The sequence below is a fragment of the Agrobacterium sp. B1(2019) genome (assembly GCF_008274755.1).
Classification (GTDB): Bacteria; Pseudomonadota; Alphaproteobacteria; order Rhizobiales; family Rhizobiaceae; genus Agrobacterium; species Agrobacterium salinitolerans.
On sequence record NZ_VTPB01000002.1, the window covers coordinates 932,825 to 946,504 of the forward strand.

The following is a 13,680-nucleotide window of genomic DNA, read 5'->3' on the forward strand; positions in this document are numbered from 1 at the left end:
CCGTCCGTCCGAACGCATGAGAGTGTTTTCATGAGCAGAAATCTTCTACCCGTATTCGCTCTTTTATCCAGCACTCTGTTTCTTTTTCTCGGCAACGGCCTTCAGGGCCTCGTGCTGCCGGTGCGTGGTTCGGCGGAAGGTTACTCCAATGAAATTCTTGGCTTTCTGGGCACCTCCTGGGCGGCGGGGTTCGTCGTCGGCTGCTTTGTCGCGCCCGCCATCGTGCGCCGCGCTGGCCATGTGCGGGCATTCGGGTCCTTCGTGGCGCTGGTGTGCCTGACGGTGCTGATGACCGGCCTTATCATCGACGACACCTCATGGATCGCGCTGCGCGCGCTGACCGGTTTCTGCACGGCCGGAACCTCGATGATCATCGAAAGCTGGCTGAACGAGCGCGCCACCAATGAAAGTCGTGGTATGATCTTCTCGCTTTATATCGCCATCACGCTGCTCGGCGTCGTGGCGGGACAGATGATCGTGCCGATGGGCGATATCAGCAATACCTCGCTGTTCATGATCTGCGGCATCATTTATTGCATCGCCATTCTGCCGGCCACGCTTTCGAAAGCGGCGAGCCCACAGCCGTTGCAGAAGGTGAAGCTGGATCTGCCGGCCCTTTACCGCAACTCACCGGTCTCTTTCGTCGGCATCCTGATGATCGGCATTGCCAACGGCGCTTACGGTACGCTCGGCGCCGTCTTCGGTGCACGGGCAGGGCTGGACCCGACCATGATCGCGATCATGGTGTCCGTTACGATTTTCGTGGGTGCGCTGGCGCAATTTCCCGCAGGCCGGCTTTCAGACCGGATAGACCGCCGCTACGTGCTGGCCGGGCTGGCCGGGGTTGGCGCTGTCGCGGGCCTGGCCGTCGCGGCCGTGCAGCCGCATGATGTCTATGTGCTCATCCCCATGATCGCCATTTATGGTGCCGCCGCCAACGCGCTTTATCCCATCGCCGTGGCCCATGCCAATGACTTCGCCGCATCGGAGGACTTCGTCAAGGTGTCCGGTGGCCTGCTGCTGCTTTACGGCATCGGCACCATCATCGGCCCGACGCTCGGCGGCGCGATCATGACCTATTCCGGCCCCTATGCGCTGTTCCTGGTGACGGCTGTGGCACATCTGCTCATCACCGCCTACGCCATCATCAGAAGCCGCCGTCGCGCAGCGCTTTCCACCGAGGAAAAAGACAATTTCTCAACGATGATGCCGACAACACCTTCGCCGCTCGTGACGCCGGAAAGTATTGCGCTTGACCCGCGCGCGCCGCAATATCCAGACGACGATGGCGATTATGTGGAAAAAGGAGCAGGTATATGAGCCTCTTTGACGATGACCGTCCTCAAAAACCGGCGGCGCATGAGATCGGCGGCGATCTCAGCCTTCTTTCGGTGGACGAGCTGAGCAGCCGTATCGATCTTCTGCAAGCCGAAATCATCCGACTCGAAGAGGAGAGGACACGGAAATCCGCCGGAAGGCAGGCGGCGGAAAATCTCTTCCGATCCTGATGCGCGCTTCAGAATAGACACGCGATTGCACTTCCGCCACCGTAAGCTACGTCTCGGCCAGTATCCGAACATGAATATTACGGTGCAGTCTTTCGTTTACCATTAACCAAAAATTAAGCTTTCTGAGAGATTACTATACATGTCCAGTTCTTCTGGACCTCAGGCATCTTCTCCACACGGCGAATTGGTCTGATTTTTCTCCCTGTTTTACCTTGAGAGCCGCTTTCGCGGCTCTTTTTTTGCCGGTCGCCGCAATTCGTAAAACTGTGGGTATTAACCCTTCTTTAATAATTGCCTTGCGCATTTCAGGTAAAGATACCATCCTGAAAACACTAAAGGCCGGAACAAAATATCCGGATCGTCGTTGCCTGACAGTGTGGTGCGTGAGCAGGGATTTAAAGAAATGTCGGAACAGGTTTTAAATACCATAAGCTTTGCGGGTCGCGCGGCTGCTTCCAACCAGTTCAAGGCCCTCTATACCGAAGGCATGACCTTGGTTGAGGAAACGGCGAGCTATCTCGATGGCGCCGGCCGCACAGCCTCCAAGGTTCTGCCGCGCATGGCGTCCGTGCTTTACGCGGCGGAGTCGATGCGCCTCACCACCCGCCTGATGCAGATGGCATCCTGGCTGCTGCTGCAGCGGGCCGTGAACAATGGCGAAATGACCCGTGATCAGGTTCTGAGCGAAAAGAACAAAGTGCGACTCGACAGCTTCAACGTCGACCGGAACGCCCCTGGCTGGAACGACCTGCCGGAATCTTTCCGCGATCTCATCGAGCGTTCGCTGCGTCTGCAGAACCGCATCGCCCTGCTCGACCGCGAAATCTATCGTCCGTCCGAAGCCACCAAGGTGCCGGACAATGAAAACAGCGTGCAGGCGCAGCTCAACCTCCTGCGCACGGCTTTCTCGATCAACTGAGAAAAGACGACCCTTATCCGGACAATTTGAAAAGCAGGCTCACCGGCCTGCTTTTTTCTTTTGCGTGCTAACGCGGGCGCCATCGCCGAAAAATGGCAACAAAAAAGCCCGGCAAAACCGGGCTTCTTTTTTAAGCGATCCGTCCGCAAGAGGATCAGAGGCCGAGGCCGCCGAAACGCTTGTTGAACTTGGAAACGCGACCACCGCGGTCCATAAGCTGCTGGTTGCCGCCCGTCCATGCCGGATGGGACTTGGGGTCGATTTCAAGGTTCATGACGGCGCCTTCCGAACCCCAGGTGGAGCGGGTTTCGTATTCGGTGCCATCGGTCATGACCACCTTGATCGTGTGATAATCGGGATGGATATCAGCCTTCATGACAATCTTCCTGGTTAAGTGACGTGCGGTCCATTTGCCGCAATTGCGTCAACTGAGCCATTTCAATAAATGAAGCCATAGACCAGATGGGCTATGGCTTCCCAATTCGATGCGGAGCCTATACATGAAGGTCGCCCAGATAACAAGAGCCTGCTATCCCCTTGTGAAAGGAGATAGCCAAAGGGGCGAGAATTTTGCCGTACGCCGGAAATTCACCCGCAAAAGGCCCAAAAACAGCAGGGAATGAGGAGCATAAAGAACGTGGCTGACATTGACGAGCAGAAAGCGGCGAAACAAAGAAGGCTGAAGCCGCTTCTTGGCCTGTTTCCTTATCTCCGACGTTATCGCGGCCTGATGGCGGCAGCCCTTTTCGCGCTTGTGCTGTCCTCCGCCACGACATTGGCCCTGCCGCTCGCCGTTCGCCGCATCATCGACCACGGTTTCCAGACGCCGGATGGCGGCATGATCAATAGCTATTTCGCCATGCTTCTGGCGATTGCCGTTGTCCTCGCGCTCGCCAGCGCCATGCGTTATTATTACGTGATGACCATCGGTGAAAGGGTCGTCGCCGATCTGCGTCGCGATGTCTTTGCCCATCTCACAACACTGTCACAGCAGTTTTTCGATAGCAATCGATCGGGCGAGCTAACCTCGCGGCTGACCGCCGACACCGTCCAGATCCGTTCCGCCTTCGGTTCCTCTGCGTCGGTCGCGCTGCGCAACATCATCATGTGCTGCGGGGCTGTGGCGATGATGATTTATACCAGCCCTGGTCTTTCGGGTCTGGCACTGCTTGCCATTCCCTTCATCGTTTTTCCGCTGATCGCCTTCGGGCGCTCGGTTCGCGCCCGTTCCCGCAACACGCAGGACACATTGGCCAATTCCGCCGCCTATGCTTCCGAGACGATCGCTGCGAGCCGCACCGTGCAGTCCTTTAATGCCGAGACCCTGGCAAATGCCCGTTACGGCGCTTCCGTAGAAGCCGCCTATCAGGGCGCTCGGGCGGCGATCGGCGCACGCTCCATTCTCACCGCCGTCGCCATCGCGCTCGTCTTCGGCAGCGTCGTCGGCATTCTCTGGTATGGCGCCCAAAGCGTCCTGTCGGGCACTATGACGGCGGGTACGCTCGGCCAGTTCGTGCTTTATTCGGTCATCGCGGCAAGCGGACTCGGTCAGCTCTCGGAAGTCTGGGGTGAACTGGCGCAGGCGGGTGGTGCTGCCGAACGGCTTTCCGAACTGCTGAACGAGCGCTCGCCCGTCGCGGAACTCACCTCGCCCGTCGCCATGCCGCAACCGCCGCGCGGCGAAGCCGAATTCGAGAATGTCGATTTCGTCTACCCGCTCGTGGCAGGACGACCAATCGTTTCCGGCCTCTCCTTCAAGGTCAGCGCCGGCGAAACCGTCGCCATCGTCGGCCCTTCAGGTGCGGGCAAGAGCACGGTATTTTCGCTGCTGATGCGCTTTTACGATCCGCAGCATGGCCGCATCACCGTCGATGGCGCGGATATTCGCGACGTCAGCCTTGCCGACCTACGCGCGCGGCTGTCCATCGTTCCGCAGGATGTGGCGATATTCGCCTCCTCCATCCACGATAATATCGCCTTTGGCCGGCCTGACGCGACACGCGAGGAGGTGCGCGCCGCCGCCATCGCCGCACAGGCCGATAGCTTCATCGAACGTCTCGCCAACGGGTATGATACGCAGGTGGGCGAGCGCGGCGTGACGCTTTCCGGCGGCCAGCGCCAGCGCATCGCCATTGCCCGCGCCATCCTGCGCAACGCCCCGATCCTGCTTCTCGACGAAGCCACCTCAGCGCTGGATGCGGAAAGCGAAACGCTGGTGCAGAAGGCGCTCGATGAGCTGATGAAAACCCGCACCACCATCGTCATCGCTCATCGTCTCGCCACCGTGCTGAAGGCCGACCGTATTCTGGTGATGGATGAAGGCCGCATCATCGAAGAAGGCACGCATCAGAGCCTCATTCGCCAGGATGGCCTTTATGCGCGGCTTGCCCGACTGCAATTTCAGACCGGGCCGGACGAATTGCGCGCCCAGGCCTAGATCACGCCAACACTTTGCGCCCCGCAACGCGGCCGGAAAACAGGCAGCCGCCAAGGAACGTGCCCTCCAGCGCATTATAACCATGCATGCCGCCGCCGCCGAAACCCGCCACTTCGCCGGCGGCATAAAGCCCCGGCACCGGCGCACCGGCAGCATCCAGCACCCGCGCCTCAAGGTCCGTATGCAGGCCGCCGAGCGTCTTGCGCGTCAACACATGCAGCCGCACGGCAATCAGCGGCCCCATTGCCGGATCGAGCAGCCGGTGCGGTTTTGCCGTCCGCATCAACCGGTCGCCGAGATAACGGCGCGCGCCGTGGATGGCCGTTACCTGCGCATCCTTGCTGAAACCGTTTTCTATTTCGCGGTCGCGCGCCTCTATCTGCCGGCGGATATGCTCTATATGCAGCCGGTCGTCGCCGTTGATGGCGTTCATCGCCGTCACGAGTTCTTCGAGCGTATCCCGAACGGCGAAATCTTCGCCGCGCTCCATGAAGGCCCGCACCGGTCCCGGGGGTTCCTTGCCCAGCCGTTTGAGCAGCAACCTTATATCCTTGCCGGTCAGATCCGGATTCTGTTCCGAGCCTGAAAGCGCGAATTCTTTCTTGATAATCGCCTTGGTCAGAATGAACCAACTATGGCCGCTGCGGCGTTCGCCCAGCATTTTTAGCGTGCCGAGCGTATCGAAACCCGGCATTGCGGGGGCGATGAGGCGGTTTCCATCCGCATCGCACCAGAAGGACGAGGGACCGGGCAGGATGCGGATACCGTGATCCGGCCAGATCGGATCGTGGTTCTTCACGCCCTCGGTATAATGCCACATGCGGTCACGGTTGATGACGGCTCCCCCGGCCGTTTCCGTAATGGCGATCATGCGGCCATCCACATGCGCGGGAACACCGCAGACCATGCTGGCAGGAGGCTGGCCCAGCCGTTCCACCGGCCAGTTGCGCCGCACCAGTTCCTGATTGCCGCCGATGCCGCCGGAACTGACGATAACCGCCGCAGCGGAGAGGGTAAAATCGCCCTGCTGTTCCCGACTGCTCTCCTGCCCGCGTTGTACCGGGTCAGACGCTAGAATCGCACCCGAAACGCCGGTCACCCGGCCGTCCGCGATCTCCAGACGATCAACCCGGTGGCGAAAGCGGAAGGTCAGCCGGCCTGTTGCCGCCATGGCCTTCGCCTTTTCGATGAAGGGGGCAAGTACGCCCGGACCCGTGCCCCATGTGACATGGAAACGCGGAACGGAATTGCCGTGGCCGTCGGCGAGGCTCCCACCGCGCTCGGCCCAGCCGACAACGGGAAACCAGCGCATGCCCATGCGGTGCAGCCATTCGCGTTTCTCACCGGCGGCAAAATCGAGATAGCTCTCCGCCCAGCGGCGCGGCCAATAATCCTCCGGACGGTCGAAACCGGCCGAACCGAGCCAGTCCTGTCTTGCAAGATCGAGACTGTCTCGCACCCGCATCCGGCGCTGCTCGGGACTATCGACGAAAAACAGACCACCCAGCGACCAGAAGGCCTGCCCGCCAAGGTTCTGCTCGCCCTCCTGATCCACGACGCAGACGCTGAAACCCCGCTCAGCCACCTCGGTTGCCGCAACGAGGCCGGCAAGCCCCGCGCCGACAACGATCACGTCATAGACTTCCATCAGCCCCTCCCAGATATGACGGAATTACTTTTACGCGAACGTAAATTTTCTTTCACCAGAAGGCAACCGCGATGACAAGGTCCGCGATTTCAACGCTCTGTGAGCTTGAGTTCGATACGGCGGTTCTGCTGCCGTGCTTCCGGCGTATCGCCTTCGGCAATTGGCTGATATTCGCCGAAACCGGCCGCGACCAGCCGGTTTGCCGGCACGCCCTTGGAGATCAGGAATTTCACCACCGAGGTGGCGCGGGCCGAGGAAAGCTCCCAATTGTCCCGGTAACGGCCGGAGCCGGAAAGCTGAACATTGTCCGTATGACCATCCACACGCAGGACCCAGTTTATCTCCGCCGGAATTTCCTTGGCGAGATCGAGCAGCGCGACCGCCAGCTTCTCCATCTCCGCCTGCCCTTCCGGATTGAGTTCATTGCCACCGGAGGGGAAGAGCACTTCGGACTGGAAGACGAAGCGGTCACCGACAATCCGAATGTTTTCGCGGTCCGAGAGGATTTCGCGCAGTCGCCCGAAGAAATCGGAGCGATAGCGGTTCAGTTCCTGCACCCGCTGCGCCAGCGCAACATTGAGCCGCCGGCCAAGATCAGCGATCTTGACCTGAGACGAGGCGTCCTTGGCTTCCGAGGCCTGAAGCGCCGCTTCCACCGAGGCGATCTGCGCTCTCAGCGCCGCAATCTGCTGGTTGAGCAATTCGATCTGCGCAGAGGCGCGGGAATTGGCCTGCCGCTGCTCGACCAGCTCGCCGGTCAGGCTACCGATCCGCGCATTGGCATTCGCATTGCTTCCCGATCCCGCATCGAGAAGCGCCTGCAGTCGGGAACGCTCATTTTCGGATGCAGCAAGGGTGGATTGCAGGCTCGCAAGCGCGTCCTCAATATCCTGCTTATTGCCTTTTTCCATGGCCAGAAGTTCGGTCAGTTCAGCAATCTGGCTGTTGAGACGCGTCAGCACCTCATCCTTGCCGGTGATTTCCCGCGATAGAACGAATTGCGCCAAAACGAAAACCGTGAGCAGAAACATGATGGCCATGAGCAAGGTCGACAGCGCATCGACAAACCCTGGCCAATAATCCACACCCCTGTCGCGGCGGCGGTTGCGCGCAAGCGCCATGGCTACTCGCTCCCGTTATCGTGCCGAATGCGTCCGGAAGACTTCGTATCGCTGTCGATCCGCTCTGACAGCCGGTCGAGCGTGCGGCGGAGCGATTTCGATTCTTCCTGCTGCGCCTCGATCCAGTCACGCAGCATCTGCTGTTCGCTGCGCATGTTCTTGACCAGGCCTTGAATGCCTTCGGCAAGGCTGGTCATGGCCGCAAGCGAGCGCTCGGTGCTGACAACGGCGCCGGGTTCGCCCTTGAACTCCCTCGGCCCTTCCGTCGTATCCGTCACGGAGGAAAGCCAGTTTTCAAGCTGTGTATAGAAACGGTTCTGGGCGCGACCGGCCTGAAGATCGAGGAAACCGAGAATAAGCGAACCCGAAAGACCGAGCAGCGACGAGGAAAACGCCGTTCCCATGCCCGAAAGAGGGGCAGTCAGGCCGGCCTTGAGGGAGCCAAGAATATCGTTGCTGTCGCCGGCGCTCGGATCGAGCGACTGGATGACATTGCTGATCGCGCCGATGGTGCCGATGAGGCCCCAGAAGGTGCCGAGCAAGCCGAGAAACACCAGCAGGCCGACAAGATAACGCGATGTATCACGGGTCTCGTCGAGGCGCGTCGCAATGGAATCAAGGATCGTCCGCTGCGTAACGGCGGAAAGCCGGACTTCGCCGCGCTTGCCGATCAGCGTGCTCATCGGCGCGAGCAGCTTGGGCGCACGGCCAACTTTGTCGACGCTGCCGGCAGCGCGGAAGGCATTGAACCAGCTGACTTCCGAGCGCAGGCTCATCGTCTGCGTAAACACCAGAATGATGCCGATGGCCAGCACGCCGAGAATGAAGCCGTTGAGCCCCGGATTGGACATGAAGGCGGTGTGGGCCTGCCGGTAAAGAATGGCCGCCAGAAAGCCCACAAGGATCAGAAACAGAACCATCGTCCAGAGAAACGGTGTCGGACTGGACAGCTTGTGACTGTATTGCCGTGTGGTCACCGGTTTCTCGACGCCAAGATCGAGCAGCTCCGAATCCGCCATAACGTTCGCATTCCCTCTGGTCAGGTATCCAGCGGAAGCTATTTGAAAATTGCGACGATTTGAAGCGAAAAGCCGGTCTTTCGTCACAGGCGTTTTAGGAAAATGTGCGAGCACCCGGCAATGGAAAACAAAAACACCCGGCGAACATTCGCCGGGCGTCTAAAACTTGCAGAAACGGCAGGTTTTCCGTCGAAAACCTGTCAGCGGCCCGGGATCGGACGGTTGGCGACCTCAACGAGCGCCTTGTGGATATATTCGTTGCCGGCAGCGACGGAGCTGCTGCCGAAGATATCCGCGCCGCCCTTGATATCGGAAGCGAAACCGCCGGCTTCACGAATCAGCACCAGGCCTGCCGCCATATCCCACGGCGAAAGATCAGCTTCCCAGTAACCGTCGAGACGACCAGCGGCGACATAAGCGAGATCGAGCGAAGCCGCACCCATGCGGCGGATGCCGGCTGCCTCACCCATCACGTGGCGAAGTTCGACAAGGAACTTGCCATGATTGCCACGGCCGAGATGCGGAACGCCGCAGCCGATGACGCAATCAGTCAGCGCCTTGCGCGCAGCGACGCGGATGCGGCGATCGTTGAGGAACGCGCCACCGCCGCGCTCGGCGGTGTAGAGCTCGTCGGTGGCCGGATTGAAGATCACGCCGGCGACGACTTCACCGTTACGTTCGAGCGCGATGGAAACCGCGAAATGCGGAATGCCGTGCAGGAAGTTGGTGGTGCCATCCAGCGGATCGACGATCCAGCGATGTGCGCCGTCCGTGCCTTTTTCCTCGCCGCCTTCTTCACCCAGGAAGTCGTAGGTCGGGCGGGCCTTCATCAGTTCGTCGCGCACGATCTTCTCGGCTTTCAGATCCGCCTGCGAGACGAAATCGCTCGGTCCCTTGACCGAGACCTGAAGGTTCTGCACTTCACCGAAGTCACGCGACAAAGACTTACCCGCCTTGATGGCGGCCTGAACCATGACATTGAGAAGGGCTGAACGGGCCATCGATGTTGTTTCCTGGAAAGCTTGCGAACCGACCGGAAGCTCACCGGGCAGGCACGTCATTATTTTCTTGAATTGAAAGTTTGCGGTTCAAGACCACAAAACGCGCGGAAATTCAAGGCAAAAAGCCCATAGGTCAACGCCGCGCAGCAACGCTCCCCTTCCATCACGTCGGGCGGAAACGATTTGCGGCCTCAATCGCCTTCTTCTGCTGCTCGTCGGTGATGCCGAGATAGAAGTCCTCGAGAGAGGGATCCTTCAGGCCGGCGCGGCGGGAAAGCACATACCATTTGGCCGCTTCGACCGGATCCGGCCTCGTGCCGAGCGCCTGAATGTAAAGATGCGCCACCTTGTTCTGCGCCACGACATTGCCGCGCTGCGCCGCGCCGTAGAGCCAGCGGAAACCCTCATCCAGATTGCGCTCGCCGCCGAAACCATTGACCAGCCAGATGCCGAGATCGACCTGCGCGGTATCGTATCCAGCCTTCGCGGCCCGTGTCAGCCAGTCCCGCGCCTTTGCCTTCTTCTCGGCCGGCACATCCTTGAGCGACCAGTAAATCTGCGACACCGCATATTGCGCATCGGCAATGCCCTGTTCGGCGGATTTTTCATAGAACGGCAAAGCCATGAGCAGGCCCTTGGCTCCGGGATTTTCCGAAACCAGTATCTGGCCCCAGTTGAACTGGGCGGAGGCGTTGCCGGCTTCCGCCGCACGGCGCATGAAATCGTCGGCCTTCGCCTTGTCGCGGGTGACGAAATTGCCTTCCATCAGGATCAGCGCGAATTTGAACATGGCGACGGGATCGCCACCCTCAGCCGCCTGCTGGTACCAGAAAGCAGCCGTCTTCTCGTCACGGGCGATGCCCAGACCACGCGACATCATTTCCGCCACCAGCGTCTGGGCAGGCGCGTCACCGTTCTGCGCGCGGTTCAGCGCTTTGTCGAGCGCCTGCACATATTCGCCGCGCTGGAAATGCCCGTAAGCTTCGTCCACCCGGCCCTTGAATTCCTTTTCAGGCGGCAGCGCCGGCAATTCCGCGCCCATGCGCTGATAAACGTTTACCCCCGCCGACGGCTGCAAGTCCTTCTGCTCTTCGGATTGCACCCTGCCCTGACGGGTCGGCTGAGCCTCGTTTTCCAGCTGGCGGGACAGCGCATTGCTTTCGCTCTGCGGTCCGGACTGGGCAAAAACAACCCCCGCGGGCGCGCCGAAAGCGAGCGCCAGCAGTGAAACGGAAAGGCAGAGGTGAACCGAGCGGATGATCATCGCCTGTATCAACCGTCAAACCGTGGCGCTTTTTCGTCAAGCAGGGCGTTGATTTCAGAAACCGCCTGGGCGGCGCCGCCGGCATTTTCAAAAACGCCGCTGCGCATGGCAACGAACTCCACCCCGGTTTCGGCCACGGCAACCACCGAGGACACGTCCGTGCCCCCCATGACGATGGCCGGGATTTCGATCATCGAGGCCCACCATTCGCCGAGCGCCAGGTTTTTGGGATGCGCTTCCGGCTTGATGTCGCCTTCGAGTTTTCCAAAAAACATATAATCCGGATTGGCCTCACCCTGCTCCAGCGCCTTGTGACGGTCATCCGCATTGCCGCCGCCGACGATGAGCTTCGGCGTGAATTTTTCCACGGCCTCAGCAAGCGCCTCGCCATTACCGACCACATGCAGGCCATCCGCCTTCACGCGGCCGGCAATGCGGCTGTCACCGGCGATGAGCGCCGCCGCACCCGCCTTCTGGACGACGGGCACGATCAGTTCGGCGCGTTTCTGGAAAGCAGCGTCATCCAGACCATATTGCGGAATGATGACGGAAGCGACATCACCGCCCCGCAATGCGTTCTCCACCTCTTTAGCCTGCTTTTGCGCGTCGTCCGATTGCGGAACGATTAGGACAAGGCGGCAACGGTCTTCAACTAGGGTCATCGATTCGTCCATTTCAGACAGAAGACGCTTGCTGCGCAATCTGCACTCGTTTTCATATGACAAATCCGATAAACCGGACCGGCGAAAGGATCAACCGTCCATCCATGCTCACCGATTTTCATTTTTATCTCGTCGCCATTCCCGCAGTCGTTCTCGTTGGCCTTTCCAAGGGGGGGCTGGGCGGCGCGCTGGCGCTGATGGGCGTCCCTTTGATGGCGCTTGCTGTATCGCCGGTGCAGGCGGCGGCCATCTTTCTGCCGATCCTGATCGTCATGGATATCGTGGCGCTTTTTGCCTGGCGGCACGACAACCACCGGGAAACGCTTCTCTTGATGCTGCCGGGGGCTATTGCCGGCATCGCGCTGGGCTGGGCGACTTCAAGCCTCGTTTCCGCAGACGTCATGCGCCTTGTCGTCGCCTCGGTCACGATCCTGTTCGTGCTGCGTTATTTCTATGAAAGCTTCAAAAGCCGCAAGGGCCGGGAAATCCCGGCCAAGCCGCAAAGACCGGCGGCTGCGACCCTCTGGTCCGGTCTGTCCGGTTATGCCAGTTTCGTGGCCCATGCGGGCGGCCCGCCCTTCCAGATCTACGTTCTGCCGCTGAAGCTCGATCCAAAGACCTATACCGGCATGAGCGTGCGCTTCTTCGCCATCATGAACGCGATCAAGCTCATTCCCTATTTCGCGCTCGGCGCACTGGACGCCACCAACCTCAAGACATCGGCAAGCCTGTTGCCGGTGGCGATGCTGGCGACGCTTGCCGGCGCCAAGGTGGTGAAATATCTGAAACCCGCCGTGTTCTACCCGCTCATGTACGCCATGGCGCTGATTGCGGCGCTTAAACTGCTGTGGGACGGACTGCCGCTCTAGATTCGGCAATAAAAAAGCTCTGGCAGCAGGTTTTCGCCGCCAGAGCTTGAAACGCTCAGACCGTGGCCCTTCATTCATCGAGAGCCGCGGCCTGGCATAAATTAATGTCTCGTCGAGGCCTTGAGCCTCTGCAGTTCATCCTTCAGGCGCAGTTTTCGACGTTTAAGGTCCGCGATCTCTTTGTCGTCAGACGACGGGGAAGCAAGAATACTTTCGAGCTCCTCCTCCAGAGCACCGTGTTTCTTTTCGAGCGATGCAATATGAGCCTGAATGGTCATGCGGCACGTCCTTCCTTTTTGAACCTACCTCCAGCTCTCCATCGCTGGAGTTTCAGGTTTACGACGGCAATGTGACACGGATCGCGCCGCTTGTCGAAGGCGAAATGAAGGCAATAAGTGGGCAATTTGGTCGCAAGGGATAACTTCCCGTTACCGCGATTTGATGATAGAGCCTCGTGAACGATCACATACACGCCGGAGCCGATCCGGCGGCATAAAATGGGGATGACGAGATGCCCGATCAGGACCAGGCGGACATCAGGCTCACGCTGGCGCGGCTGCGCCAGGAGCATGAGGATTACGACGCGGCGATCAACGCGATGATCCAGACCAGCTGCGATGCGCTGAGAATACAGCGCATGAAAAAGAAGAAGCTGGCCGTCAAGGACAAGATGACCCAGCTCGAAGACCAGGTCATTCCCGATATCATCGCCTGAGCCCGGAGACATTACGTGACAGCAGAAACGCCCCCCGTCGCCATCATCATGGGCAGCCAGTCTGACTGGGAGACCATGAAGAATGCCGCCGATACGCTGGATGCGCTCGACATCGAATATGAAGCCCGCATCATTTCCGCCCACCGCACCCCGGACCGGCTTTATGACTTCGCCAATGGCGCGAAGGACGAAGGCTTCAAGGTCATCATAGCGGGTGCAGGCGGCGCAGCCCATCTTCCGGGCATGACAGCCTCGATGACGCCGCTGCCGGTCTTCGGTGTTCCGGTACAGTCCAAGACCATGTCCGGGCAAGACAGCCTTTATTCCATCGTGCAGATGCCGGCCGGTATTCCCGTCGGAACGCTCGCAATCGGCAAGGCCGGCGCGATCAACGCCGCCCTTCTTGCCGCTGCGGTTCTGGCGCTTGGCGATGAGGACCTCGCCGACCGGCTGGACGCCTGGCGCGCACGCCAGTCTGCGGCTGTCGCGGAATACCCCATGGACAGCGCCCAGTGAC

General features: G+C 59.9%; 15 protein-coding genes. 7 read left to right on the forward strand and 8 right to left on the reverse strand.

Going from position 1 to position 13,680, the window contains the following annotated elements; genetic code table 11:
- The first annotated feature begins 30 nt into the window (after positions 1-30).
- From AGR1_RS19105 to AGR1_RS19115, 3 genes are all read left to right on the forward strand, one after another.
- Positions 31-1,320, forward strand: a complete 1,290-nt coding sequence (locus AGR1_RS19105; protein WP_080794977.1) for an MFS transporter — start codon at positions 31-33, stop codon at positions 1,318-1,320.
- Positions 1,317-1,508 (forward strand): DUF1192 domain-containing protein, encoded by a 192-nt coding sequence (locus AGR1_RS19110; protein WP_077984877.1) that lies wholly within the window; start codon positions 1,317-1,319, stop codon positions 1,506-1,508. The genes AGR1_RS19105 and AGR1_RS19110 overlap by 4 nt, the downstream gene beginning before the upstream one ends.
- Positions 1,509-1,911: 403 nt before the next feature.
- Complete coding sequence (locus AGR1_RS19115) at positions 1,912-2,427, forward strand: DUF1465 family protein (RefSeq protein ID WP_080794975.1); 516 nt, start codon at positions 1,912-1,914, stop codon at positions 2,425-2,427.
- Positions 2,428-2,581: 154 nt separating this feature from the next.
- Here the strand turns inward: AGR1_RS19115 and rpmE are convergent, their stop codons facing one another.
- A complete protein-coding gene (gene rpmE / locus AGR1_RS19120; RefSeq protein WP_003497640.1) occupies positions 2,582-2,803 on the reverse strand; it encodes a 50S ribosomal protein L31 in 222 nt (73 codons plus the stop codon).
- A gap of 261 nt (positions 2,804-3,064) precedes the next feature.
- Between rpmE and AGR1_RS19125 the strand changes: the two genes are divergently transcribed.
- Complete coding sequence (locus AGR1_RS19125; RefSeq protein WP_149147872.1) at positions 3,065-4,864, forward strand: ABC transporter transmembrane domain-containing protein; 1,800 nt, start codon at positions 3,065-3,067, stop codon at positions 4,862-4,864.
- 1 nt (position 4,865) lies between these two features.
- On the opposite strand, the gene AGR1_RS19130 is transcribed toward AGR1_RS19125, so the two are convergent.
- From AGR1_RS19130 to AGR1_RS19155, 6 genes are all read right to left on the reverse strand, one after another.
- Positions 4,866-6,512 carry an FAD-binding dehydrogenase gene (locus AGR1_RS19130; RefSeq protein ID WP_149147873.1) on the reverse strand — a complete coding sequence of 549 codons (1,647 nt, stop codon included), beginning with the start codon at positions 6,510-6,512 and terminating at the stop codon, positions 4,866-4,868.
- A gap of 89 nt (positions 6,513-6,601) precedes the next feature.
- Positions 6,602-7,633: a peptidoglycan -binding protein gene (locus AGR1_RS19135; protein WP_149147874.1), complete on the reverse strand. Its 1,032-nt coding sequence runs from the start codon at positions 7,631-7,633 to the stop codon at positions 6,602-6,604.
- Positions 7,634-7,635: 2 nt separating this feature from the next.
- Positions 7,636-8,652: a flagellar motor protein MotA gene (locus AGR1_RS19140; protein WP_080794968.1), complete on the reverse strand. Its 1,017-nt coding sequence runs from the start codon at positions 8,650-8,652 to the stop codon at positions 7,636-7,638.
- Positions 8,653-8,852: 200 nt separating this feature from the next.
- On the reverse strand, positions 8,853-9,653 hold the full coding sequence (locus AGR1_RS19145; protein ID WP_077984894.1) for an inositol monophosphatase family protein: 801 nt from the start codon (positions 9,651-9,653) through the stop codon (positions 8,853-8,855).
- Between the two features lie 163 nt (positions 9,654-9,816).
- Positions 9,817-10,917, reverse strand: coding sequence for a tetratricopeptide repeat protein (locus AGR1_RS19150; protein WP_187772231.1), 1,101 nt, complete (start codon positions 10,915-10,917; stop codon positions 9,817-9,819).
- Positions 10,918-10,925: 8 nt separating this feature from the next.
- On the reverse strand, positions 10,926-11,579 hold the full coding sequence (locus AGR1_RS19155) for a thiamine phosphate synthase (RefSeq protein ID WP_080794964.1): 654 nt from the start codon (positions 11,577-11,579) through the stop codon (positions 10,926-10,928).
- Between the two features lie 104 nt (positions 11,580-11,683).
- Between AGR1_RS19155 and AGR1_RS19160 the strand changes: the two genes are divergently transcribed.
- Positions 11,684-12,448 (forward strand): sulfite exporter TauE/SafE family protein, encoded by a 765-nt coding sequence (locus AGR1_RS19160; protein WP_080794962.1) that lies wholly within the window; start codon positions 11,684-11,686, stop codon positions 12,446-12,448.
- 101 nt (positions 12,449-12,549) lie between these two features.
- On the opposite strand, the gene AGR1_RS19165 is transcribed toward AGR1_RS19160, so the two are convergent.
- Positions 12,550-12,726, reverse strand: a complete 177-nt coding sequence (locus tag AGR1_RS19165; RefSeq protein WP_006314700.1) for a DUF465 domain-containing protein — start codon at positions 12,724-12,726, stop codon at positions 12,550-12,552.
- Positions 12,727-12,959: 233 nt separating this feature from the next.
- Between AGR1_RS19165 and AGR1_RS19170 the strand changes: the two genes are divergently transcribed.
- Both AGR1_RS19170 and purE read left to right on the forward strand, forming a co-directional pair.
- The gene (locus AGR1_RS19170; RefSeq protein ID WP_003497661.1) at positions 12,960-13,163 is read left to right on the forward strand and encodes a YdcH family protein; all 204 of its coding nucleotides are present in this window, start codon (positions 12,960-12,962) and stop codon (positions 13,161-13,163) included.
- A gap of 15 nt (positions 13,164-13,178) precedes the next feature.
- Positions 13,179-13,679 carry a 5-(carboxyamino)imidazole ribonucleotide mutase gene (purE, locus tag AGR1_RS19175; RefSeq protein ID WP_077984884.1) on the forward strand — a complete coding sequence of 167 codons (501 nt, stop codon included), beginning with the start codon at positions 13,179-13,181 and terminating at the stop codon, positions 13,677-13,679.
- Position 13,680 lies beyond the last annotated feature (1 nt).